Here is a 22,825-nt window from a genome sequence, read left to right on the forward strand (position 1 = left end):
ACATCGGGCGGAGTATATCACTGCCGGGTAAGTGACCCAAATCTCAGGTAGTGTTGCGCGATTGCTTTACAACGTAACCAGACGAATAGCCAGTGCTACCAACACAACGCCCATTAAACGGTCGAGCCAATAGCCTTTATCACCAATTAATCGGGCAACTTTAGACGTGCTTAACAGGTAAGAAAGAAAGCAAAACCACGTTCCGGTTGCCACCGCAAGGTACAAGCCATAGAGCGACTTGACCATGATTGGTGTATCAATACTGATTATTGCGGTAAATAATGACAAAAAGAATAACGTAGCTTTAGGATTAAGTCCGTTGGTTAAAAAGCCGCTGATAAGCGCTTTACGCGGAGAAATCATTGGCCGCTGACCGGCAGACGCTACCGTAGCCGCGGAGTCTGAAGGGCCTGCGCGCAAAGCGCCCCAGGCCAGATACAGTAAATAAGCCGCCGATAAATAACTGATAGTCGAGTAAAGCCATGGCGTGGTTTTAATCACAACGCTTAACCCTACCAACGAGTAGGCCACATGCAGCAGGATCCCTAAACCAATACCAACACTGGTATACATTGCAATGCGGCGGCCGTAACTAACGCTGTTACGCACTACAATGGCAAAATCAGGGCCAGGACTGGCTACTGCAACCAGGTGCACCAGGGCAATAGTGAGAAATTCAGAGGCATATTCCATACTCAACATCACTTAACAGTATTGCTCTATGAAGTCCGCTACAAATTCGGGGAGCACTTCTCCTGCGCGGCCCACAATATGCTCGTCAAACAGACTGTTTTGCTGACTGGGTTCCAGATTAATTTCAATCGTTCGAGCCCCGCTATCCGCCGCCATCGCCACAAAATTAGCTGCCGGATAAACTTGTCCGGAAGTACCAATGGCGATAAATACATCCGCCTGGGCCAGCGCCATGATAATGTCATCCATGTGCATTGGCACTTCACCAAACCAAACAATGTCAGGCCGCATTTGTTCGCCGGGCAGGCAGCAGCGACATTCTGTGGTGTCGTCAAAATCATCCTGCCACACTATGGCTCGACCAGTTTTACAGCAGCGTGCAGACAATAATTTGCCATGCATATGCAGGATCCGCTGGTTGCCCGCTCGTTCATGCAGATCATCAACATTTTGTGTAACTAATAAAAACTGTTCACCTAATGCCTGTTCCAGTTTCGCCAACGCTTTGTGAGCAGGATTTGGCTGTACATCAGGTTGCTGCAATTGAGCACGGCGCTCATTATAAAAGCGGTAAACCAATGCCGGATCCGCCGCAAACCCCTCTGGCGTGGCCACATCTTCGACCCGGTGGTTTTCCCACAGGCCGTTATTGTCTCTGAAGGTTTTGAGCCCGGATTCAGCCGACACGCCCGCACCGGTGAGTACCACTACTCTGGGTTTATATACATTATCCATGAGATACCTCTACTGGCAGCGATTCATCAGCGCCCCACTCTGACCAGGAGCCATCATAAACAGTGACACTCTGCGCGCCAGCCTGCAAGGCAGCCAAACCAATAACGCAGGCGGTAACACCAGAGCCACAGCTACAAATGATTGGCTGCTCCAGACTAACCTGGTGTTGGTAAAAATACGCTGTTAGCGCCGCGGGCGACTTTAAAGTAGTCCCGTTATCGAGGAGTTCGTTAAAGGGCACATTCACTGCGCCCGGCATATGGCCACTGCGTAAGCCAGCGCGAGGTTCTGGTGCCGAGCCCTCAAAACGAGGGCGACTTCGTGCATCCCATACCGACTTATCGCCATGGTTAATGGCAGCCACTACGGTATCACTACCGCAAAACCAGTCAGCCTGATATTCACCGGCAAACCCGGCCGGTATCGGCTCGGCCAATGTATCGGCAACAGGATGACCAGCGTCTTTCCACGCCGGCAAACCACCATTTAAAATTACCGCGTTGGGATGACCCAGAGCCGACAGCATCCACCATACTCTGGGCGCGCAAAACAAGCCTGAGTTGTCATAAATTAATACGGGTTTATCGCCGCTAACGCCAAGTTTTCCAAACAGCGAACTAAGTTCTGCAGCCGCAGGCAGGGTATGCGGTAAAGATGACTGGTGATCGCTACCCTCACCGTCTAAATCGAATTTAATCGCGCCGGGTAAAAAACCGTCAGCCGGATCATCCGCTTTACCGGAGACCGGATTGGTCATGGATGCAAACAACACAACATACTGGCTGAGGTCGTTAACACTTATGTCGTTTACCGAAATCACTCGTGGCAATGTTATCTCCTCGACATGCAACACAAAAAATGACTGCATCACTCGTGACACGCTTGCCAGAGTGATATGAGATATTGCTACACAGGATTATGCCAAACTTCCGGCCAATAATTAAATTATTTACTTAATAACAGAAAGATATGGTTTTCTGCCTGATGATAAGGCACCTCAGGGTAAAAAGTGACGCGCTCTACAATGACAGGAAAGTCCGCCATCTCTTCGTTATAGGCATCAAGGAAGTCTGTGGTCAGGTAATTGACTGCCGACTCAAGGTACGAATCACCACCAACCACTTTTAAGCAGGCATAGCGGCCGGCTGGTATCGTGTCATAGCGCATGTCATCAGCGAGTAAAACCGCTCTGGACGGCCGTTCGCAGGCAAGATCAAAACAAAATGCGTCGGGGGCTACGGTTGTCGGATCATTATGTAAAAAGTTAAAGGTACGGTAAGACGCCGGGGGCAACTTATTTTCCCGGCGCCAACCGATAAACCGTTGAATACTGTTATTAAGCCGGGCTGGTTGCCCGGTATGACGCAGTGCACATACCTGTATTTCAGGCAGGGTATGTATCAATACGTTATCAGCAAATTCTGCATTAACAGGCATAGCTAACTCCTTGTTCCATCGCGTTAAGTAAGGCTGTAAAGGGGATGGCAGATGGCTATTGCCCTGTTTAAACTGTTGTGGTGTATATCCTGTAACCCGTTTAAAAGCGCGGCTGAATGTATCGGAAGACTGGTAGCCGCAATCAAAGGCAATATCAGTTACCGACAACCACCGACGAAACAGCAGCAGATGATAAGCGCGATGCAAGCGTATTAGCTCATTCAGCTTACCGGGGCCGAGCCCCAGTTGCTGCGTGCACAAGCGTTGAAAATGAAACGGGCTGTAACCACAAACCTTCGCTAATGCAGCGAGGGAAACCGCCTTATCGTGATTAGCCTGTAAATAACTCAGTAATTGTTGAACCTGCATAGTGCGTTACGTTTCCAGCCGGCAAGTGCCATCCGTTGTAACAGGCTACCAGAGCGCGTAACACCGCGCCCGGCAGATATTGCTATTTGTGCACTACAGCATGCGAACTTCGCGTTGTGGGAAGGGGATCTCAACTTCCGCCTGTTTTAGTGCGGCAAAAATGGCAGCATTCAGGGCGTATCGAATTTCGAAGTGACGGGTGGTTTCTCCCCACACGCGTACACCAAAATTAATGCTGCTATCACCAAAGCTATCAACGCCAATGGCCGGTTCTTTATCCGGCGAAATTCCGTCTACGGTTTTTACCGCATCTGCAATAATTTGCGTAACGCTGTCGATATCACTGGTATAAGCAACACCTACCTCAAGCTCAATGAGCATCTGCGCTGCAGAATTATGTAGAATTTCGCCAACAATCAGCTTGTTTGGAATTTGAATTGAGACGTTGTCTTCGTTAATTAAGATGGTATAGGGCAACATGACTTTATCTACGACCCCGGCTACACCACACACCTGAATAGTATCTCCCACCACAAACGGGCGCGTGATGATAATAGTGAAACCCGCGGCATAGTTAGCCAGCATCCCCTGAATAGCGAGGCCAGCCCCCAAACCTACGGCACCAACCGCCGCGATAAGGGGTGTTACGCTTATCCCGAGATTGCCCAAAGCAATGATGATGACCAACGCCAAAATAACGAGTTTACTGGCCCCGCCGGTAAAACGGCTCAGTGTGATATCAATATCACGACCAACCATCATATTTTCAACAACACTGCCAATCTTGCTGGCTATCCACCACCCCACCAACAAGATGACCAGCGCACCAAATAACTGAAAGCTATAGGTAACAGCAAATTCAACCAGGGTATCGTATAGGACCTGCGCCTGTTGTAATTCGTCCTGCATAGAAGTGGCTTATTGAGTTGATTGATAACCATCAGAGAATAAACAACATTTTGCAGCATAACAACACGTTAAGCCGAGTGTTGTTAATTTTCATAATTAGCACTTTGATTAAACTTGACGTTACGGGTATTTCAACCAAGCTTGTAGAGAGTGATAAAACAGCATTAACAGGAAAACCAACCATTTTGGGGCAAGTTTGACTCATTTAGGTGCGCGTTTTACCTAATAACCCTATAAGTTATTCATTTTATTTACTTCATTTATACAAAAAAATGGTCTTAACTTTGCAGTAATTAAATTACAAAATAAAAAATTACATAAATACACAATGTAATCCCGGACTTTCTGATTTAAGGATAGCGAATGAAATCAATGATTGCGTTGCCTGCCTTGGTGCTTATCAAAGCATTTGGCCTTAAACAAGGCGCATTTTTAATCATATTTTTTAATCTTGCCGGTTATCTTTACATTGCTCTGTCCCCAGAGGCCTATCTGCCGGTAACGCTGTTATGCGGTGTAGTAATGAGCTCGCTGATATTATCCATGCTGGTTTGCTTGCTTGATGAACTCTTTACCATTGATGCAATCCTTGCCCGGGCCAGCCAGCAGCACGACGATTCAGAGTTAATTGCGTCTACCCCCAGCATTCTGACAAATCACTTAAAATCGGTGTTCGATTTAACCAAAGAAATCTCCCGGGAACGGGACAAACTTGAAGAGTATTTTTCCGAAATGAAATACTCCTCATTACAGATGATAGACTCAGCTAATAAAGTCTCGGTTAATGCTACCGAACAATCTGCAGCCACAGAATCTACCGCCGCAGCAGTAAATGAATTAACCGTTTCACTCGGCGAAATCGTGTCGAAATTTTCCCGGGTAAACGAAGCGGCCGAGCGCGCAACAGACTTTGCTCATCAGGGCTCACAGAACATCTCAGATTTAGTCGCCGAGTTTGACATGGTGTTAAAAGATGTGGGCGATACGCAACAAGCAATTACGGTACTGGGTGAGTCTATTGAGACCGTTTTATCGTTAACCAGCGCTATCCAGACTATAGCTGAACAAACAAACCTGCTGGCTCTTAATGCTTCTATAGAGGCTGCACGCGCAGGCGAAATGGGACGAGGTTTTGCCGTTGTGGCAGACGAAGTTCGCAATCTCGCAGCCAGCAGCAGAGAAACCGCTGACACCATAAGCCGTCACATGGCCGATTTGGATTCGCAGCGGAATCTGGTAGCAGATAAAATGCATCAGGTTACCCAACGCTCGCAAACCTGCTCAGCAAAAGCGCTAAGTACTTCTGAAATACTGAACCACATTGAAAGCGAGTCAGAGCACTCAAAATTACAGGTAATTGAGGTATCGGCAATTACAACACAACAGAGTAAGGCAACCGAAGAAATATCCAGAAGTATTGAACGAGTAGTAGAAGGCGCAATGGAAAACGCCAGCATTGCCCAACAGACTTCTACGGTAGCAGATTATCTTCGTACCCTGACAACCCGCTAGGAGGCAGCAATGATTTTCGTGATTTCCGCACTGATCGCACTCTTGTTTATCCTTGTCGCCATTCAACTGGGACTAACTAAAAAGAAGCAAAAACAGCAGTTTCAATCCACCCTTACACTGGTCGCCATAATAAAACGAATTATTGGGTTAACCCAGAAACACCGAGGCCTGACAGCGACCTATTTACAGGGTAACCAATCGGCGTCTACAGACATTTATGCCCTCAGAAATGAAATTAGCGGCCTGATAAAGCAAACTAACGAACTTGAGCAAGTCAACATCGAATCACGCTGGGAAGCTTACCTCGACCACTGGCAACGTCTGGAGTCGTCCAGCATGGGCTTAACCGCCCCGGAGAGCTTTAAACAGCACACCAGCCTGATTGGTACCCTACTCTATTTGCTCCAGGATGTTGCTGAGCACATTGAGTTTTCTGATATGGAACAGCAACTTAAAGATACGCATTTTTTGTGGCGTGAGTTTCCACAACTCGTTGAATATATAGGACAAGCCCGTGCTGTGGGTGTAGCTACAGCGACAAAAGGTGAATCGACCCAAATTGATAAAGTAAAACTTGGTTACTTGTGCGAGAAAATTAACCTGATGAGCGATACCGTGTTTAATAAGCTGTCTGCTGTTGCGCAGGTTTCAGAAAACAGCCAGTTAAATCAGGCAAAACAAGCCTGTTTACAGTTGGTATCGCTTATTAACGAACAGCTGATTAAACCCAATAAGGTAAGCATTGGCAATCAGGAGTATTTTGCTACCGCCAGTTCAACTATGGATCAATGCAATACCCTGCTGGACAACGAGCTTAACGCTATAGTGAACAAACTAGGCTGAAGCAGGCCCGCCTCGTTGCGATGCATGGGAAAACCAGGTGTCTGCCCCTGACTAATGCGTTACTGTTGGCACGGCACTATCTGCGGATAACGCTGCTCGTTTGATATCGTTGATGATAGCTTCCGGGTATTCGTCCCTTTCGTTGGTGGCAACAAATACGAATACATCTTCATCTGGAAAATAGCTGAATTCAGCAAAAGAATAACCATTGGAGCCATTATGAGTTATAAGCCTTTTCCCTGCTTCAAACTCTCTGACAGACCAGCCATAACCATAAAACACTTTCTCGCTTATTTGCACATGCGGGGTAAAAATCTGCTGCCATGAAGCTTCCGTTAAGATAGCTCCGCTTCGTAAAACCCGAAACCAACGTTGCATATCGTTTACTGTTGACATAAATCCACCGGCCCCTTCAATCCAGCGTTCTCCCGGTGTTTTAAACCGATGCTCCAATGAGTGACCCACACTTTTGCTTTTCGCCTGAAGATTAAATAATCGCTGGAAGCCATTTTGATCAGCGCCATAGTTAATGGCTAATCGATGAGGAGCATATTCTGGTATCCGGTAGCCTGTCTCAGTCATCTTTGCAGGTATCAGCAAATTCTCCCGGATAAATCCTTCCCAATTCTGACCAGACACCAGTTCAATTACTCTGGCCAGTAAGCTATAGCCAATATTTGAATAGAGATACTGCTCGCCCGGTAGCGACTGTAGCGATTCGGAAAATGCTTTTTGTGGCAATAGGCTATATGGAACAACATCGTAAAGCTGATGGTTAGATAACAGCGCAGGCAACCCTGAAGTATGGGTTAGTAAATGATGCAACGTAATAGCTTGCTTATCTGCTGGTACATCGGCAAAAAACAAGGTGAGGGGATCATTCACAGAAAGCTTGTTTTGCTCAGCTAATAGCAAAACAGCACTGGCGACAAATTGTTTAGTGATAGAGCCAATGTCAAAAACCGTGTTATCAGAAAAAGTAATATTCTTCTTACGATTAGCCAGCCCAAAAGATTCGTTATGTACTATGGAGTCGCCCTTCGCTATCCAAATCACACCAGCAAAATCCTGCTGACGAAGCTGGTTATCCAACTCAACAAAATTTGCATTAGTTGCCCAGGCTGGATTAACAACTAGCAGAAAGAGCAGCACAGAATAAAACGCTGTTATACGCATAACTTCACCATCATTCATCAGAATGCCGCTAATTGTACTCCAGGCATGAAAACAAAATGATACCTAAAGTCCAGCATTGCTAACCAGACGTCTCTAACACAGAACAATAAACTGTTATAGCGTCATCATCCAAGTGGACAAAAATAGGGCTATAGCAATCAAGCTAAATTAATTACACCGTTTGCAACGGGTTAACCACAATATCATTCTCTAGAGAAGTGGTAATGGTACGTCCCCTGCCCTTATTCTTGGCGGTATAGAGTAACTTATCGCAATGGGCGATAGCATCATCAATATCGTTGTACTGACTTAGCTCTACCAGCCCGCAGGAAAATGAAACAGAGAAATTGGCAGAAGTACTTTGCCACTTATTTATGCCACTCAGCGAGAGCCGAATATCGTCCATAATGTCTTTTGCCTTAGGCACGGAAATTTCCTTGAGCAATAGCAAAAATTCTTCTCCACCATAACGGCAATACTGATCAGTACTGCGTAACCGACTTCTGATAACTCGGCTACAGGCTACTAATACCTCATCGCCCGTTTGGTGCCCGTACGTATCATTAACTCGTTTAAAGTGGTCAATATCGATTAAGGCAATGCAATTACCAGTTCGGGGTTTAGCAAAAGCCTTTGCCAAGAGGTTAAACATAAAACGCCGGTTTGGCGCACTGGTAAGGGGATCGGTATAAGCGAGATGATGTGTACGACGGCGCTGCACGAAAAGCCACGCAGCAAGCGTGGCAACAAGCGTAATAACCAGCAGGAGGATAATAGTTTTGAGGTTGGCGGTCTCGATTGCCTGTCGCTGGGTAATGTTTTGAGCCTTCATCTTCTCTACATTTACCAACTCAATATCAGCCTGCATTTCGCGGCCTAAAGAATCCAGCCGGTTATTCAGCGCGTTTAATAATTTACCGTGTTCGTGCTGCACGAGCTTTAAACTGGTTATAGCTGCCAGTTCAGAGTCAAGGTTATATTCAGCTATGAATCGCTCTAATTCAGTGAGGTTCTTGGTATCGACTGAGTGAAATGGCTCCGCCGGGTCATTGGCGAGTAATTTAAGATCTGAGATTAACTGATAAGCTTTCGATACATTTCTTTGTAAACCGGCTTCCATTGCGTTAACAGCAAGTGCCCTTGCTTCGTCGATGGCATTCCAATCTTCTCGCTGAATATCAGGTTTACTCAGTGACAGCAATTTAAGCGCTTGTTCAATATCACCAGGGGCATTACGACGTGCCAGAACAACAACTTTAGCGAGTATGGCATAAAGCTGATCAGAGGGTTGTCCCTGCTCAGCTTTTGTCAGGAACTCATCAGAATAGGCAAAAGCCTCCTCAAACAGCCCCAACTGACTGGCTAGCATCACCATCAGGAAGTAGTCCGCAGACGATATCAGCTCAGGTGACGTCTCCTTCGATAACGCAAAATAAGCTTTACCATACTGATAAGATGACTCGTATGCCCCCAAATCATAAAGGATCCAGTAGATATGAAATAGCACTAATTCTTTATCATAAAAAAAGCCATAGACAGCTTTGTTCATGTTGGGTTGTATCTCAGGTAGTGCATATAGCAATTCAGCAAGCGCGTTTAACGAATCCTGCTCATAATCAAGATAAACAATAGATAAAACGCTCGATACCTGAGCGATGGCAGCTTTATTACCCGCCACAATCATCTCTTTTTTAAGCCGGATTAGTTTGTCTAAATCCCTTTTGATGAAACCCAGAATAAGTGCTTTGGCATTGGCATAATACAACTCGTCCAATTCTTTGAATGTATTCCAGTCAGCATCCGTCGGTTCAGAAATATGCGGGAATAATGAATATTCAGCTAAGTCAGATTGAGCGTGGGAGTAAATGAAGCGGAAAACTCTCGCCACTGCAGTGTTTGCAGTTAATAAATCCGTTTGTTTCGTTTTTTCAATGAATCTCGTCGATGCATCGTTGCGATATTTAAAAAGATTAGCATATTGATAAAGCGCTGATTCATCTTCAGCGGCATAAACGTTGGAAATTGGGTTTACCGAAAAAAACAAAAAGATAAGAAAAAACGTAGTTCTAAACACAAAATTCCCTTTAGTGCGTTAACTGCAAACTAGTAGGAATACTGTACCTAGCACTCAGCTATTATGCAACACATTGAATACAGGGAATTTAATGGAATAAGAAATGGTGCGCCGAATGGGACTATCATGGGCTTACCAGCTTGGTTTTTGTGCGAAAAAATCAACTCAATAGGCGATTCAGTCGTTACTCGTTTATTTGGATTGGTAGACAGCAGTAGTCATGAACAACTTGAGTTAGCTAAGTTTGGCTGTACAATTTTAACGGCAACAATTCTCAGAACCGAATTAATGTCGTAAAAGTAAGTAACCAGTTTCAGTTAAAAGAATGCAGGAAAACAGTGTAAAACCAAATCCAGACTGGTATGTGCAACCACCGCAAAAATAAGCCCAAAGCGCCAATAACACCATCCATATAAGGTTGATACGCACATATTACCAAGCATAGTGGCCCAGATTGCAAACTGACTCCCTGCCCCGTACGACGTTAATTGCGGAAGGTGAGCCAGACCAAAACCAATTCCGACAAGCAGGATAACCATAAAAGCTATCCGATCGTTTAACTCATTAGATCCAATCAGTTTTTGGACGAGGAAGAGTATTAACGTCATCAAACCAAATCGAAACCAAACTTCTTCGCCAATACCGGCACCAATCGAAACCAACAATCCACCCACTGGCCCCCTAAATCCATATTCCGGCAGGTCAGCGGGAAGTTGAGATGATAATACGCCTCGCAGGATCAGCAGTGCGGTACCTAATATCACTCCGGTTGCTACTGCGAATCTTAGTCCGCGATAAATTCGCTGTTTGTTTTCCAGCGTTTGATTAACAAGCCCGAGGCCAAAAGCATGGCCAAAATGCACTCCTACGAGAATAGCGGGAATAGTCAGGAGCGATAAAAACATAAAACTTGGAAACAGGACCGGCAGAAGTTCACCACCTCCTGTTGACAGTTGATAAGCAATATTACTGAATTGCGCCGCCAGAGTAATAACATAAAGCCATAAGGCCTGAAGCCAAATTGTGCGGCTATTTGATTGCATGGAATTTATGACTCTTCTAATCGTAACCATTTCGAAAATCAAAGCCTAAATATCTTTGCTGCAAGCAACAACTGATAAACTGTAAGTGAATATTTTTCTGTGGGTGAGTGCGAGAAATGAAATGGTGCCCGGGGCCGGACTTGAACCGGCACGCTGTTACCAGCGAGGGATTTTAAATCCCTTGTGTCTACCAATTTCACCACCCGGGCATGGGTTGCACTGATGTGCTGGTCAGGGCTGGTTGCCCTTTTAAAAATGGAGGCGGAACCCGGAGTCGAACCGAGATCCACGGATTTGCAATCCGCTGCATAGCCATTCTGCCATTCCGCCTTTGATTGCGTTGTGACGAGAGGCCGTCTACTGCAAACGCAACATTCGAGAAATTGGAGCGGGAAACGAGACTCGAACTCGCGACCCCAACCTTGGCAAGGTTGTGCTCTACCAACTGAGCTATTCCCGCTTTGTTTTCTTGCTGGTTAACTTTCCTGAAAGGCTCACTTATCGTGTGGTGCAAACTCTGGCGAGTTGCTGTGTTCCGTTCTAGTCAGTATGTCCTGCTTCGAATGTGGGAGGCATTTTACTTACCCCAACGAATGTGTCAACAACTAAAAAACGCATTCGCCGGTATTTTCACCAAATTTGAATCGTTTGGTCACAAATCCGTCATTTAGCTCAAAAAAGCGCTATTCTTGAATGCCTGACAGGTAAGGCCAGGCAGCTTTTGTGTAGCTAATCATTGACCAAACCGACAACCATGTGGCGATATAAAGCAAAATATATCCCAGGCTCACCCAATAAATCGGGAATCCCATAAATTCTTCCAGGCCTGACAACAGCCCAATTAAGGCTAACATTTGCGCAGTTGTTTTGGCTTTGCCGATAAAAGACACTTTTACCGTGTCTCTCAACCCTTGCGAACCCATCCATTCGCGCAGTGCCGATACATAAATTTCGCGAATCAATAATAAAATGGCCGGCGCGGTAATCCACACCGAATCATAAGAATGGGTGATCATTAACAGTGCAGCGGCAACAATGAGTTTATCGGCAACCGGATCGAGAAAAGCACCAAATGGTGTGGATTGCTGCAGTTTTCTAGCCAGATAACCATCAAACCAATCGGTAATGGCAGCAAACCAAAAAATAAAGGCAGCACATTCCTTGGCCCAGCGCCAATCTAAAAAATACACACAAACAAATATTGGAATAAGAACTACCCGGATTAAGGTAATTACGTTTGGGATCGTCCACATAAAACTACTCGGAGGGGTTTCCTTATTATTGGCTTTATTGTCACACGATATACCATTTTAAGAAACTGCCAATTCAATTTAATCTAAGCCGGTGCCAGCTAGGCATGTAAGTGATCGTAAATTGTATCGGCCAGTTCCTCGCTGATACCCGGCACACTGGCAATTTCAGACTTACTGGCCTTTTTAAGCCCTTGCAAGCCGCCCATGTATTTGAGTAATGCCTGACGACGCTTTGCTCCAACCCCAGGAATCGATTCCAAAGAGCTGGTGGTTTTTACCTTTTGTCGGCGATTACGGTGGCCACTAATTGCAAACCTGTGTGATTCATCCCGAATATGTTGAATAAGGTGTAACGCCGGGCGGTCAGCATTGAGCGGAATGGTTTCGTGACTGTCGGCCAGAATGAGGGTTTCAAGCCCCGGTTTTCGGGTGGTACCTTTAGCGACACCAATAAGTAATGGTTTTTTATCATGCGGCCAGTCAGCAAAAAAATCTTCGGCCTGCCCTAGCTGCCCTTTGCCCCCATCGATAAACAGAATGTCAGGGATCTTCTGGGCATCCTGCACGTTTTTATAGCGGCGTTTAAGCGCCTGGGCCATGGCAGCGTAATCGTCGCCTGGCGTAATGCCTTCAATATTGTAACGCCGGTAATCACTCTTAAGTGGCCCTTCCCGGTTAAATACAACACAGGATGCCACCGTTTGTTGTCCTGAAGTGTGGCTGATATCAAAACATTCCATACGCTGGATGGGATCATCCCATTCAAGCGCTGATTCTAGGTCGATATAGCGGGCAAACACGGATTTTTGCTGGCCGTACTGAGCGTCCAGCGCATTTTTAGCGTTGGCTTGCGCTAATTGTAAATACTGGCGTTTTTCTTCTCTGGCCCCACGATAAAAGCGAACTTTGTGCTTAGCTTCCTGGCTCAGCAATTCGGCTATCGCTGTTTCATCGAACAAGCTTTGCGGTATCACTATCTGCTTAGGGATCACCTTGTTGCCAGCAAGATAGAACTGCAGCAGAAAGGCTTCGAATATTTCACTTTCGGTTGTGGTAGAAGGGATTTTAGGGAAAAACGCCTTACTGCCCAGTAGCTGGCTATCGCGAATAAACATCACCTGAATACACGCCATGCCCGCCCGATAAGCAAAACCAAAGATGTCCATTTCATCCTGGGTGCCTGCCACCCACTGACGCTCCTGCACTTTGCGCAGCGCGCTGATTTGATCGCGATACCGTGCCGCCGCTTCAAAATTAAGCTGTTCACTGGCCGCCTCCATTTTATCAGCCAGTGAATTAATAACCTGTTGGTTTTTGCCTTTCAGAAATAAGCGGACCAGTTGTACCTGCTCGGCATATTCTTCGTCACTGATGTAGCCTTCTACACAAGGAGCTGAACAACGTTGCATCTGATACTGCAAACAAGGCCGGCTGCGGGCGCGATAATAACTGTCTTCACACTGACGAACGGGAAACAGCTTTTGCATGGTGCGCAGACTTTCCCTGACCGCCCAGGCACTGGGATAAGGCCCGAAGTATTCGCCTTTGCGCTTTTGCGGGCCACGATGAAAATCGAGCCGCGGATGCTCGTGAGCAGATAAGAAGATAAAAGGATATGATTTATCGTCGCGCAACAATACGTTATAACGCGGGCGATATTTTTTAATGAAGTTATTTTCCAGCAGAAAAGCTTCGGTTTCGCTGTTTACAACCGTCACATCCATGCGGGCAATCTGACTTACCAGCGCAATGGTCTTGGGATTATCCAGATGTTGTTTAAAGTAGCTGGACACCCTGTTTTTGAGGTTTTTGGCTTTGCCGACGTAAATTACCTCATCAGCGGCGTTATACATGCGGTATACGCCAGGCTGATGAGTTAGCGTTTTCAAAAACGCATTAGAATCAAATTCTGTCATTGAGTCCTGTCAGTAACTACGACAGTTCAATAAGCTTATGGCGCAAGGCCAGGTGGGTTAGCTCAACGTCGGTACTGATTTCGAGTTTATCAAACAAGCGATAACGATACGTGTTTACGGTCTTGGCGGCAATATGCAATTGCTCGGCAATGTCCGGGACTTTCTGACCACGGGTAATGCGAATAGCAATATCCAGCTCACGACCAGATAAATCTGAAAACGGGTTAACGTTATCCGGTGATAATTTACTCATGGCAATACGCTGAGCAATTTCCGGGCTCAGGTATTTCTGACCAGAAGCCACTTTGTAAATGGCGTTGATCATTTCTTCCGGCTCTGCATCTTTGGTTAAAAAACCAAAGGCACCAGCCTGAATGACTTGTGATGGAATCGGATCTTCTTTTTGCATCGACAGTCCGATGACTTTGATGCTTTCACCCATTCTTAAAATTTGACGCGTGGCTTCAAGACCACCAATGCCTGGCATATTTAAATCCATTAATACAACGTCAGGCGCAAGCTTCCTGCAATTCTTGACTGCGGATTCCCCATCTTTTGCTTCGCAAACAACAGAAAAATCGGCGACATCTTCAAGAATACGTCTGATACCCGTTCTTACCAGGTCATGATCATCTACTAACGCTATTTTGATCATGTAATACTCACTTCGGTTATTTTAATCGTTATATAGGGAAGGTGTCCTAAACCCCTCTCGTCTCTCACTTCTTTGACGAGCAATTTGCACCTGTTCCTGTGCGAGTGTCTGCATTTTAACAAAAAAGGCGATAAAGGTAAGTGTTAAAAAAACGCTATTTTGCCCAATACGTATAATTTAAACACGATAGGATGGCTCTTAATTGCAAATAGGCGATGTAACCTTTGCTTTTTACAAGATAAAACTATGTTTAAATTGAGCTTTTTATAATGTTGTAGAAGGGGTACCAGTTGCGCCCCCCCTGAGTCAATTAAGGGCATCCTGAGGGCGTTGTAAACAGGCTTTACTGCCGATTTGTCTCCCCTCTATATCAGCTAACAAAGGGGGTTCTCACCCTCACGGTTAGCTGTGGTACTTTCCTTCAGGCAATAAAAAACCCGCAACATGTGCGGGCTTCTTAAATATGGCGGAGAGTGAGGGATTCATTCGCGCCGTCCTTGGCGCTCACCCTTAATAAATTAAGGGCAGCCTGAGGGCTGTGCAAATCGGCTATCCTGCCGATTAGTCGGAACCCCAACGGGGGTTCTCACCCTCACGGTTAGCTGTGGTACTTTCCCTCAGGCAATAAAAAACCCGCAACATGTGCGGGCTTCTTAAATATGGCGGAGAGTGAGGGATTCACTCGTGCCGTCCATGGCACTCGCCCTTAATAAATTAAGGGCAGCCTGAGGGCTGTGCAAATCGGCTATCCTGCCGATTAGTCGGAACCCCAACGGGGGTTCTCACCCTCACGGTTAGCTGTGGTACTTTTCTTCAGTTAATAAAAAACCCGCAACATGTGCGGGCTTCTTAAATATGGCGGAGAGTGAGGGATTCGAACCCCCGGAAGGTTTGACCCTTCGCCTGATTTCAAGTCAGGTGCATTCAACCGGACTCTGCCAACTCTCCTGAAGTGATGCGTATCATAATGATATTTTTGTGTCTGTAAAGGGAAACTTTTGCCAACTAAACTGTTTGCCTATAAATCCGGCACTATTTACCTTTTAAGACCTGTAGCAGGTACCTGAAAATCGCCTTTGAGCCAAATAGCCCGGCAGATACTTGAAGCAAAATATTCAAACGCGTATAACAGATAAATCATCTACTAAAGTTTAATTACGCACTTGATAAGGACATCATTATTTTTAAAGCAGAACGCTCCCCCTTACTCATCGCCGTTATCATTTTTTGCTTGTACCTTCCCTTTTTTGAAAGTTTTTCTTTGGGCACGTTATGGAGTCTAAACTGGCATTCTCCTGCAGTAATGGATTCTTTGGGGGATCTGCTTCGAGTAGTTAAACTAATTTTGGTATTAACCGGCACTCTGCTTCTTGCTGTGTATAACCAAACGATTCAAAACACTATCAGGCATCGCGTGGCTTTTGGTACTTTTGTCATTTGTAGCTGGATACTCGTTCCCGTTCAAATTCCGATGTTGTTACTGGGAATAATGTTTTCCGGCGTATCAATGAGTCCGGCTGACTATGTGCATAAAGAAAAAATCTTCGATAACACAACCATATATGCTTACACAGCCGATCCCGGAGCAATGGGCAGAGCCTACCACCACTTTTACTTAAAATGCCCCCGTGCGTTAGGCCGCTATGAATTAATCAAGATTGCTAAATTAAACTGGATGGGCTCTTTTGAATTTGCCGTAGTAAACGATGAGCTAATAGTAGACGAAGAAAACGGCACGTCTCACCAATACACTCTTAGTGATTTTAGCTGTGACTAATCTGGCACATCCGCAATCATTCGCCATTCTATTTTTCTAAGCTATAAAAAGCGGGGTTCTCACCCTCACGGTTAGCTGTAGTACTTTTCTTCAGGCAATAAAAAACCCGCAACATGTGCGGGCTTCTTAAATATGGCGGAGAGTGAGGGATTCACTCGTGCCGTCCATGGTACTCGCCCTTAATAAATTAAGGGCAGCCTGAAGGCTGTGCAAATCGGCTATCCTGCCGATTTGTCAAACCCCTGCCGGGGGTTCTCACCCTCACGGTTGAGTTCTTCGGTTTTATTAAGGCAATAAAAAACCCGCAACATGTGCGGGCTTCTTAAATATGGCGGAGAGTGAGGGATTCGAACCCCCGGAAGGTTTGACCCTTCGCCTGATTTCAAGTCAGGTGCATTCAACCGGACTCTGCCAACTCTCCTTGAGTGATGCGAATCTTAATGAATTTTTTATGACTGTAAAGTGTTAATTTAGAAAAATGAACTGTTTGCCTGAGAATTAAGCGAAATGAATCATTTTTAAAGGTGCCAACAAAAAATTACACGATTTATTTACAGTGATAGCTTTTAACTATTGAAAAACGGAACTAAAACCCATACAAAAGCACTAAACTATAACGTAATATAGTTTTGTTTAATTTTGTCTGTCCTGTTGGAGGAAACAATGGATAATCGTACGGTGTATACTAGTGCATCAAGACCTTCGGTTTTAGAAACCAATAAAGTCTTGCGCAATACTTACATGTTGTTGGCCATGACGCTGTTATTCAGTGCTGTGTGTGCTGGTATCACAATGGCTGTTGGCATTTCACCTATGGCCTCGTTAGTGATGACAATAGGTGCATTCATTACGCTATTTATAGTTAACAAGAAAGCCGATTCATCATCTGGTATTTTCTGGATTTTTGCTTTTACCGGCCTGCTTGGTGGCTCTTTAGGGTATATGCTGAGCTTCTACGCGGCTATTCCTGGCGGCCCTGCCCTGATTGCTCAGGCGCTTGGTGGTACCGCATTAATTTTCTTTGCCCTGTCAGCTTACGTACTTACTACTAAGAAAGACTTCTCCTTTATGGGTGGTTTCCTGTTTGTGGGTATGATGGTTGTTCTGGTTGCTGCCATTGCGAACATTTTCTTCTCAGTACCTGCAGTACACCTGGCAATCAATGCTGCTATCGTGTTCCTGATGTCTGGTTTTATCCTGTTTGATACCAGCCGTATCATCCACGGTGGCGAAACCAACTACATCCGCGCAACCGTTGGCCTGTACCTGAACATCTACAACCTGTTTGTATCTTTACTTCAGTTACTCGGTGCCTTTGGTAGCGACGATTAATCGAATTTATCGGTTTTGAGAAAACACCCCGTTAAGGGGTGTTTTTGTTTTATGCAGCGAATTTCCATTTTAATTACCAGTTCCCCGGAGTCCCCCTCAGCCAGTCTGGAAGCACAGGCTTTTTGTCGTTCGACTCTGGCAAGCGGTAACGCCATAGACCAAATATTTTTCTACCAGGCGGGGGTTTATCACGCAAACGGCTTAATCGACCACGCCGACAGCGTTGTTGCCAGGGGCTGGCAAACCCTTAATACCGAATTTAACGTGCCATTGTTAGTTTGTGTCGGCGCTGCCAGTAGCCGCGGAATAATTGACGAAGAACAGGCTAAACAGCTGGGGCAAACACAACACAGTCTTTTTGCGCCGTTTAAACAAGTCGGCCTGGGCGAGTTTTTTACCCTGTTACATGATTCAGATAAATTGGTGCAGTTTTAATGGCTACTATCACAGTAATTCTCACTCAGCCCCCCTATTCCACCAAGGCAGCCGCAGAAGGCCTTGAGTTTGCGCTGGCTTCCACTAACTACGGTCTCGAATGTCAGGTTGTGTTCAGCGGTGCCGGGGTGTTTCAGTTGCTGGCTAATCAACAGCCTGAAGGGTTAAAAAATCAGCTTAAACAGGCAAAAGTGTTACCGTTTTACGATATAGAACCCGTGTATGTCTGTCAGGCATCGTTAACCGCGCATGCGCTGACTATTGATGATTTAGGCATAGAAAGTGAAGATATCCAATTGCTATCACCGATCGAACTTCATGAACTGCTGTCTCAGGCCGACCATACGGTGACTTTCTGATGTTATTGCGCATTACAACCAGTATTCCAAACACGTCATCTCACAGCCTGCTAAGCGCGCTTAATCAGCAAGATGTTGTACTTTGCAGCGGTGACGGTGTGTATGCAATGGAGGCGATTCAGGCTGCCCATCCGGAATTAACCGTTTATGCCTTTATGCCTGACTGCGCGGCCCGAGGGCTTAATGTTACTCCAACAATAACTTCTGATACACTCAGCCAATTACAGCAACAACATCAGCAGTGGATCACAATTTAACTATGAGTGAAGCAGACTCAAGCGGCTCAGCCACAGGCACTCAATATTCTTTTGAGTGGAATAACCAGCAATTCGACACAGATAAACTGGGCTACCTGCTCGACTACCAGCAATGGCAGCAGGACATGGTGCCGTTTCTGGCTGCACAGGAAGGAATTGAACTCACCGAAGCGCATTGGGAAGTCGTGTTATTTGTGCGGGAGTTTTATCTTGAATATGAAACCAGTCCCGCAATACGTGCGCTGGTAAAGGCCATGGCTGCCAAGTATGGGCCAGAAAAAGGCAACAGTCGCTACTTACAGCGTTTATTTCCAAAAGGTCCGGCCAAACAGGCCACTAAACTTGCTGGCCTGCCAAAACCCAAAAAATGCCTGTAAAAAAGGCCGCTGAAAAAGCGGCCTTCTTGCAATTTTGCGGACGAATCGCGATTACTTAATTTCGGTAACGCCGCCCATGTAGCTCACCAGCGCTTCCGGGATCTTCACCGAACCGTCTGCTTGCTGATAGTTTTCCAGAATAGCAACCAGGGTGCGTCCTACCGCCAGACCAGAACCGTTTAGCGTGTGTACCAGTTCAGGCTTGTTGGTTTCCGGGTTGCGGTAACGAGCCTGCATACGGCGCGCCTGGAAATCCAGCATGTTAGAGCAAGATGAGATCTCACGATAGGTGTTTTGCGCCGGCAACCACACTTCCAAATCGTAAGTCTTACAGGAGCCAAAGCCCATATCACCGGTACACAGCAAGACTTTACGGTATGGCAATCCCAGCTTCTGCAGGATCACTTCAGCATGACCTGTCAGCTCTTCCAGGGCATCAAAGCTGTCTTCTGGCTTAACTAACTGCACCATTTCTACTTTGTCGAACTGGTGCTGACGAATCAAACCACGGGTATCACGGCCATAGCTGCCCGCTTCACTGCGGAAACACGGTGTGTGGGCTGTCATTTTAATCGGCAGTTCTTTAGCCGCGAAAATTTCGTCGCGGGCCAGGTTAGTCAGTGGCACTTCAGCCGTTGGAATTAACGATAAGCCCTGACCTTCTTCGGTAGCCGGTTTAGTGTGGAACAAATCTTCACCAAACTTAGGCAGCTGGCCAGTGCCATACAGGCTGTCGGCATTTACCAGGTAAGGCACATACATTTCTGTGTAACCGTGTTCTGCGGTGTGTGTATCAAGCATGAATTGTGCAAGGGCACGATGCAGACGAGCAAACTTATCACGCATAACCACAAAGCGGCTGCCGGTTAATTTAACCGACGCTTCAAAATCGAGCCCCTTGTTCAGACCTTCGGCAATATCCACATGGTCTTTTACGGCAAAATCAAAAGAAGGAATGTCACCCCACTTGCTGATCTCAACGTTTTCTGCTTCGTCTTTACCTACTGGCACACTTTCGTGAGGCAGGTTAGGAATACCTTGCATTAAGGCGGTTACTTCTTCCAGCACTTCATCCAGCTCGGCCTTGGCCGCGTCCAGCTTTTCGCCCAGATCAGAAACTTCTGCCAGTAATGGTGCGATATCCTCGCCTTGTGCTTTAGCTTTACCAATGGATTTACTTCGCGTGTTGCGTTCATTTTGCAAATCTTGGGTTTTGATTTGTAATGCCTTACGTTTTTCCTCTAAGGCATTAAAAGCGTCAACATCCAGGGTAAATCCCCGGCTGGCCAGACGTTCGGCCGTTGCTTCGATGTCGCTGCGCAAACACTTTGCATCTAACATGTTATTTTCTTTATCCTTTGGTTAGTTCTACTGCCAGCCATGCTGCAAGCAGGCAGGCACACACATTTAATAAAATATTGGCCAGCGCCTTAATCCATAACCCGTTTTCAAGCAGTGTCAGGGTTTCAATGGTAAAGGTTGAAAAGGTGGTTAATGCACCCAGCATTCCCACGCCAATCAACGCCCGGTAGGGTTGCTCAGCCAGTTCGCCGCGTTCAATAAAGCCGTACAAAACAGCCAGTAAAAACGAGCCGATAATATTGACGGCAAGTGTACCAAAGGGCAGCGCTTTTCCAAACCAGGAATCGACTAAACTGGTACAGAAAAAGCGTAAGCACGCCCCTACAGCGCCACCGCTGGCGATAAAAAGGTAAATCGAAAGAGTATGTGACATTAGCCATTCCGTTTTTGTTGGCTGTTATTATTCAACTGATCCAGATATTCCCGCTTCGCTTTTAACTGCTTTTCCAGCCCGCGCTCGGTAGGTTGATAATATCTTGCATCGGCCAGTTCCGGAGGCAAATAACATTCGCCGGCGGCAAATGCATTAGGCTCATTGTGTGCGTAGCGATACTCCGCACCATGGCCCATTTCTTTTAATAATTTGGTTGGCGCGTTGCGCAAATGCACCGGCACCGGATAATCAGGTTTTTCTCTGGCGTCTTGTTTAGCCTGACTAAACGCCATATACACGGCATTACTTTTGGCCGCCAACGCACAATAAACTGCGGCCTGAGCGATAGCACGCTCCCCTTCAGCCGGGCCAACGCGATGATAAACATCCCAGGCGTTAATACACAGCTGCATGGCCCGGGGATCGGCATTGCCAATATCTTCCGATGATATTGCCAGAAGACGCCGGGCTACGTAAAGCGCATCACCGCCGCCGTTTAATATTCGGGCGTACCAGTATAACGCCGCGTCGGGATCAGACCCCCGCACAGATTTATGAAACGCCGAAATCAGGTCGTAAAAGGTATCGCCCTGTTTATCGTAACTGGCTACCTTTTCTCCCACGGCCTGTTCGATATCGTTCAGACTGATTTGATTGTTGCTGGTAAAATCACTGGCCAGTTCCAGATAGGTAAGCAAGCGGCGACCATCGCCACCAGAGAGGCCGATCAGTGCGCTTCTGGCGTCATCTGCCAGCGTCAGGTTCTGTGTGCCTAAGCCGCGTTCATTGTCTATTAATGCCCTGTCTAACAGGTGATTAAGCGCATCGTCGTCGATAGGTTTGAGCACATATACCCTAACCCGGGAAAGTAATGCGTTATTCAGTTCAAATGACGGGTTCTCGGTAGTGGCGCCCACAAAAGTCACCACGCCCGATTCAACAAAGGGTAAAAAGGCATCCTGCTGGGATTTGTTAAAGCGATGCACTTCGTCTACAAACAACAGGGTTCGTTCGCCCATGGATTTATTTTGCTTGGCTTCGTCCATGGCGGCGCGAATATCCTTTACACCGGAGGTCACCGCCGACAGTTTTATAACCTGAGCGTTGGTGTAAACCGCAATGAGTTCGGCCATGGTAGTCTTACCGGTACCCGGCGGCCCCCACAATACCATAGAATGGCAGTGGCCTGATTCGAGCATTTTGCGCAGGGGCTTACCCGGGCCAACCAAATGGCTCTGGCCCACATATTCATCCAGGTTTACCGGCCGCATACGCGCGGCCAGAGGCGCATAGGTTTGCTGACTGAACAAACTCATGGGCGTTGATCATCAACCATAAAGGATTCAGGGATCTCGGCAATAAAGGCCGATGAGGCAACCGGTTGGTTAAACTCACGCTGGCTAAAGGTGATAGTACTTTGCTGTCCCTGACTATCAACCATAATTAACTTTGCCAGGCCCTGCTCATCAAAGCTCAGGGTAAGGGTACGGATCTGTCCGCCTTCGTTTTTCGCTGACACGGTAAAGTTATCTGTCTGCGCAGAATTCACCGCATATTGTTGCCATACCGACTCGTCATTACTGGTTAACAGCACCATGGGATTGTTATCCACCGCCTGTTGTTGCGACATCACTGTTACCTGTTCAACCCACTCATCAATATGCCATACCGAGGTGCCATCGGCTATTAACACGGTTTCATCGGGTAGCAGCGTTTCCCAGCGCAGTTTATCGGGGCGTGTCATGGTTAAATTGCCACTGGCTTCGTGCACAATCTCACCCTGTTCGTCGGTAACAGCCTGAGAAAAGGCGGCCTGGAATGATTGCAGATCTGTCAGGCGTTGTTTTAGTTCACCTGCGTCATCAGCAAATACTGGCGCAGCAAAAAAACTCACAGCCAACACGGCCCGGCTTAAAAATAATTTCATAGTCATCTCTT

23 protein-coding genes and 5 tRNA genes are annotated in these 22,825 nt (G+C 46.4%); 8 read left to right on the top strand and 20 right to left on the bottom strand.

Annotated elements, in window-relative coordinates:
* Window positions 1-66: 66 nt before the first annotated feature.
* The 5 genes from BFC17_RS09270 to BFC17_RS09290 all read right to left on the bottom strand — a co-directional run bounded on the left by BFC17_RS09270 (window position 67) and on the right by BFC17_RS09290 (window position 4,143).
* On the bottom strand, window positions 67-693 hold the full coding sequence (locus tag BFC17_RS09270; RefSeq protein ID WP_083271675.1) for a LysE family transporter: 627 nt from the start codon (window positions 691-693) through the stop codon (window positions 67-69).
* A gap of 12 nt (window positions 694-705) precedes the next feature.
* A complete protein-coding gene (cobB, locus tag BFC17_RS09275) occupies window positions 706-1,428 on the bottom strand; it encodes a Sir2 family NAD+-dependent deacetylase (protein WP_070176151.1) in 723 nt (240 codons plus the stop codon).
* Window positions 1,421-2,248 (bottom strand): sulfurtransferase, encoded by an 828-nt coding sequence (locus BFC17_RS09280; RefSeq protein ID WP_229680913.1) that lies wholly within the window; start codon window positions 2,246-2,248, stop codon window positions 1,421-1,423. Before BFC17_RS09280 ends, cobB begins: the two co-directional genes overlap by 8 nt.
* Window positions 2,249-2,373: 125 nt before the next feature.
* Window positions 2,374-3,234, bottom strand: coding sequence for an AraC family transcriptional regulator (locus BFC17_RS09285; RefSeq protein ID WP_070176153.1), 861 nt, complete (start codon window positions 3,232-3,234; stop codon window positions 2,374-2,376).
* Window positions 3,235-3,327: 93 nt separating this feature from the next.
* On the bottom strand, window positions 3,328-4,143 hold the full coding sequence (locus BFC17_RS09290) for a mechanosensitive ion channel family protein (protein ID WP_070176154.1): 816 nt from the start codon (window positions 4,141-4,143) through the stop codon (window positions 3,328-3,330).
* Between the two features lie 363 nt (window positions 4,144-4,506).
* Between BFC17_RS09290 and BFC17_RS09295 the strand changes: the two genes are divergently transcribed.
* Together BFC17_RS09295 and BFC17_RS09300 are read left to right on the top strand one after the other, a co-directional pair.
* On the top strand, window positions 4,507-5,655 hold the full coding sequence (locus BFC17_RS09295) for a methyl-accepting chemotaxis protein (RefSeq protein ID WP_070176155.1): 1,149 nt from the start codon (window positions 4,507-4,509) through the stop codon (window positions 5,653-5,655).
* A gap of 9 nt (window positions 5,656-5,664) precedes the next feature.
* Window positions 5,665-6,498 (top strand): nitrate- and nitrite sensing domain-containing protein, encoded by an 834-nt coding sequence (locus BFC17_RS09300; RefSeq protein WP_070176156.1) that lies wholly within the window; start codon window positions 5,665-5,667, stop codon window positions 6,496-6,498.
* Window positions 6,499-6,549: 51 nt separating this feature from the next.
* On the opposite strand, the gene BFC17_RS09305 is transcribed toward BFC17_RS09300, so the two are convergent.
* The 10 genes from BFC17_RS09305 to BFC17_RS09350 all read right to left on the bottom strand — a co-directional run bounded on the left by BFC17_RS09305 (window position 6,550) and on the right by BFC17_RS09350 (window position 15,563).
* Window positions 6,550-7,692 (bottom strand): serine hydrolase domain-containing protein, encoded by a 1,143-nt coding sequence (locus tag BFC17_RS09305; protein ID WP_229680901.1) that lies wholly within the window; start codon window positions 7,690-7,692, stop codon window positions 6,550-6,552.
* Window positions 7,693-7,846: 154 nt separating this feature from the next.
* A complete protein-coding gene (locus BFC17_RS09310; protein ID WP_070176157.1) occupies window positions 7,847-9,748 on the bottom strand; it encodes a GGDEF domain-containing protein in 1,902 nt (633 codons plus the stop codon).
* A gap of 317 nt (window positions 9,749-10,065) precedes the next feature.
* Complete coding sequence (locus BFC17_RS09315) at window positions 10,066-10,791, bottom strand: CPBP family glutamic-type intramembrane protease (protein ID WP_070176158.1); 726 nt, start codon at window positions 10,789-10,791, stop codon at window positions 10,066-10,068.
* Between the two features lie 122 nt (window positions 10,792-10,913).
* Window positions 10,914-11,000, bottom strand: a tRNA-Leu gene (locus BFC17_RS09320).
* Between the two features lie 47 nt (window positions 11,001-11,047).
* Window positions 11,048-11,121: transfer RNA gene (locus tag BFC17_RS09325), tRNA-Cys, on the bottom strand.
* Between the two features lie 54 nt (window positions 11,122-11,175).
* Window positions 11,176-11,251: transfer RNA gene (locus BFC17_RS09330), tRNA-Gly, on the bottom strand.
* 223 nt (window positions 11,252-11,474) lie between these two features.
* The gene (pgsA, locus tag BFC17_RS09335) at window positions 11,475-12,044 is read right to left on the bottom strand and encodes a CDP-diacylglycerol--glycerol-3-phosphate 3-phosphatidyltransferase (protein WP_070176159.1); all 570 of its coding nucleotides are present in this window, start codon (window positions 12,042-12,044) and stop codon (window positions 11,475-11,477) included.
* A gap of 98 nt (window positions 12,045-12,142) precedes the next feature.
* Window positions 12,143-13,960 carry an excinuclease ABC subunit UvrC gene (gene uvrC, locus BFC17_RS09340; protein ID WP_070176160.1) on the bottom strand — a complete coding sequence of 606 codons (1,818 nt, stop codon included), beginning with the start codon at window positions 13,958-13,960 and terminating at the stop codon, window positions 12,143-12,145.
* 16 nt (window positions 13,961-13,976) lie between these two features.
* Entirely contained in the window at window positions 13,977-14,615 is a 639-nt protein-coding gene (gene uvrY / locus BFC17_RS09345) for a UvrY/SirA/GacA family response regulator transcription factor (protein WP_070176161.1), read from the bottom strand.
* 856 nt (window positions 14,616-15,471) lie between these two features.
* Window positions 15,472-15,563, bottom strand: a tRNA-Ser gene (locus BFC17_RS09350).
* 466 nt (window positions 15,564-16,029) lie between these two features.
* On the opposite strand from BFC17_RS09350, the gene BFC17_RS22405 reads away from it, so the two are divergent.
* Entirely contained in the window at window positions 16,030-16,392 is a 363-nt protein-coding gene (locus BFC17_RS22405) for a hypothetical protein (protein WP_175439555.1), read from the top strand.
* A 329-nt stretch (window positions 16,393-16,721) separates the two neighbouring features.
* Here the strand turns inward: BFC17_RS22405 and BFC17_RS09360 are convergent.
* Window positions 16,722-16,813: transfer RNA gene (locus BFC17_RS09360), tRNA-Ser, on the bottom strand.
* Between the two features lie 242 nt (window positions 16,814-17,055).
* On the opposite strand from BFC17_RS09360, the gene BFC17_RS09365 reads away from it, so the two are divergent.
* The 5 genes from BFC17_RS09365 to BFC17_RS09385 are packed head-to-tail and all read left to right on the top strand — an operon-like array spanning window position 17,056 to window position 19,152.
* On the top strand, window positions 17,056-17,724 hold the full coding sequence (locus BFC17_RS09365; RefSeq protein ID WP_070176163.1) for a Bax inhibitor-1/YccA family protein: 669 nt from the start codon (window positions 17,056-17,058) through the stop codon (window positions 17,722-17,724).
* Window positions 17,725-17,775: 51 nt separating this feature from the next.
* Window positions 17,776-18,159 (top strand): sulfurtransferase complex subunit TusD, encoded by a 384-nt coding sequence (tusD, locus tag BFC17_RS09370; RefSeq protein ID WP_070176164.1) that lies wholly within the window; start codon window positions 17,776-17,778, stop codon window positions 18,157-18,159.
* Window positions 18,159-18,518, top strand: coding sequence for a DsrE family protein (locus tag BFC17_RS09375; protein ID WP_070176165.1), 360 nt, complete (start codon window positions 18,159-18,161; stop codon window positions 18,516-18,518). Before tusD ends, BFC17_RS09375 begins: the two co-directional genes overlap by 1 nt.
* On the top strand, window positions 18,518-18,775 hold the full coding sequence (locus tag BFC17_RS09380) for a DsrH/TusB family sulfur metabolism protein (RefSeq protein ID WP_070176166.1): 258 nt from the start codon (window positions 18,518-18,520) through the stop codon (window positions 18,773-18,775). Before BFC17_RS09375 ends, BFC17_RS09380 begins: the two co-directional genes overlap by 1 nt.
* Window positions 18,776-18,777: 2 nt before the next feature.
* Entirely contained in the window at window positions 18,778-19,152 is a 375-nt protein-coding gene (locus BFC17_RS09385) for a TusE/DsrC/DsvC family sulfur relay protein (RefSeq protein WP_070176167.1), read from the top strand.
* 51 nt (window positions 19,153-19,203) lie between these two features.
* Here BFC17_RS09385 and serS read toward each other — a convergent pair whose 3' ends face one another.
* The 4 genes from serS to lolA are packed head-to-tail and all read right to left on the bottom strand — an operon-like array spanning window position 19,204 to window position 22,814.
* Complete coding sequence (gene serS, locus BFC17_RS09390) at window positions 19,204-20,493, bottom strand: serine--tRNA ligase (RefSeq protein ID WP_070176168.1); 1,290 nt, start codon at window positions 20,491-20,493, stop codon at window positions 19,204-19,206.
* Between the two features lie 10 nt (window positions 20,494-20,503).
* Complete coding sequence (crcB, locus tag BFC17_RS09395) at window positions 20,504-20,887, bottom strand: fluoride efflux transporter CrcB (protein ID WP_070176169.1); 384 nt, start codon at window positions 20,885-20,887, stop codon at window positions 20,504-20,506.
* Complete coding sequence (locus BFC17_RS09400) at window positions 20,887-22,203, bottom strand: replication-associated recombination protein A (RefSeq protein ID WP_070176170.1); 1,317 nt, start codon at window positions 22,201-22,203, stop codon at window positions 20,887-20,889. Before BFC17_RS09400 ends, crcB begins: the two co-directional genes overlap by 1 nt.
* Window positions 22,200-22,814: an outer membrane lipoprotein periplasmic chaperone LolA gene (gene lolA, locus BFC17_RS09405; protein WP_070176171.1), complete on the bottom strand. Its 615-nt coding sequence runs from the start codon at window positions 22,812-22,814 to the stop codon at window positions 22,200-22,202. Before lolA ends, BFC17_RS09400 begins: the two co-directional genes overlap by 4 nt.
* Window positions 22,815-22,825: the final 11 nt, after the last annotated feature.

It is taken from the genome of Marisediminitalea lipolytica, from assembly GCF_001758465.1.
Classification (GTDB): Bacteria; Pseudomonadota; Gammaproteobacteria; order Enterobacterales; family Alteromonadaceae; genus Alteromonas; species Alteromonas lipolytica.

Excerpts from the sequence above, each read along its gene's own strand:
- BFC17_RS09270 (WP_083271675.1), bottom strand. The coding sequence starts at position 693 with ATGGAATATGCCTCTGAATTTCTCACTATTGCCCTGGTGCACCTGGTT.
- cobB (WP_070176151.1), bottom strand. The coding sequence starts at position 1,428 with ATGGATAATGTATATAAACCCAGAGTAGTGGTACTCACCGGTGCGGGC.
- BFC17_RS09285 (WP_070176153.1), bottom strand. The coding sequence starts at position 3,234 with ATGCAGGTTCAACAATTACTGAGTTATTTACAGGCTAATCACGATAAG.
- BFC17_RS09290 (WP_070176154.1), bottom strand. The coding sequence starts at position 4,143 with ATGCAGGACGAATTACAACAGGCGCAGGTCCTATACGATACCCTGGTT.
- BFC17_RS09295 (WP_070176155.1), top strand. The coding sequence starts at position 4,507 with ATGAAATCAATGATTGCGTTGCCTGCCTTGGTGCTTATCAAAGCATTT.
- BFC17_RS09300 (WP_070176156.1), top strand. The coding sequence starts at position 5,665 with ATGATTTTCGTGATTTCCGCACTGATCGCACTCTTGTTTATCCTTGTC.
- BFC17_RS09305 (WP_229680901.1), bottom strand. The coding sequence starts at position 7,692 with ATGAATGATGGTGAAGTTATGCGTATAACAGCGTTTTATTCTGTGCTG.
- BFC17_RS09315 (WP_070176158.1), bottom strand. The coding sequence starts at position 10,791 with ATGCAATCAAATAGCCGCACAATTTGGCTTCAGGCCTTATGGCTTTAT.
- pgsA (WP_070176159.1), bottom strand. The coding sequence starts at position 12,044 with ATGTGGACGATCCCAAACGTAATTACCTTAATCCGGGTAGTTCTTATT.
- uvrC (WP_070176160.1), bottom strand. The coding sequence starts at position 13,960 with ATGACAGAATTTGATTCTAATGCGTTTTTGAAAACGCTAACTCATCAG.
- uvrY (WP_070176161.1), bottom strand. The coding sequence starts at position 14,615 with ATGATCAAAATAGCGTTAGTAGATGATCATGACCTGGTAAGAACGGGT.
- BFC17_RS09365 (WP_070176163.1), top strand. The coding sequence starts at position 17,056 with ATGGATAATCGTACGGTGTATACTAGTGCATCAAGACCTTCGGTTTTA.
- tusD (WP_070176164.1), top strand. The coding sequence starts at position 17,776 with ATGCAGCGAATTTCCATTTTAATTACCAGTTCCCCGGAGTCCCCCTCA.
- BFC17_RS09375 (WP_070176165.1), top strand. The coding sequence starts at position 18,159 with ATGGCTACTATCACAGTAATTCTCACTCAGCCCCCCTATTCCACCAAG.
- BFC17_RS09380 (WP_070176166.1), top strand. The coding sequence starts at position 18,518 with ATGTTATTGCGCATTACAACCAGTATTCCAAACACGTCATCTCACAGC.
- BFC17_RS09385 (WP_070176167.1), top strand. The coding sequence starts at position 18,778 with ATGAGTGAAGCAGACTCAAGCGGCTCAGCCACAGGCACTCAATATTCT.
- serS (WP_070176168.1), bottom strand. The coding sequence starts at position 20,493 with ATGTTAGATGCAAAGTGTTTGCGCAGCGACATCGAAGCAACGGCCGAA.
- crcB (WP_070176169.1), bottom strand. The coding sequence starts at position 20,887 with ATGTCACATACTCTTTCGATTTACCTTTTTATCGCCAGCGGTGGCGCT.
- BFC17_RS09400 (WP_070176170.1), bottom strand. The coding sequence starts at position 22,203 with ATGAGTTTGTTCAGTCAGCAAACCTATGCGCCTCTGGCCGCGCGTATG.
- lolA (WP_070176171.1), bottom strand. The coding sequence starts at position 22,814 with ATGAAATTATTTTTAAGCCGGGCCGTGTTGGCTGTGAGTTTTTTTGCT.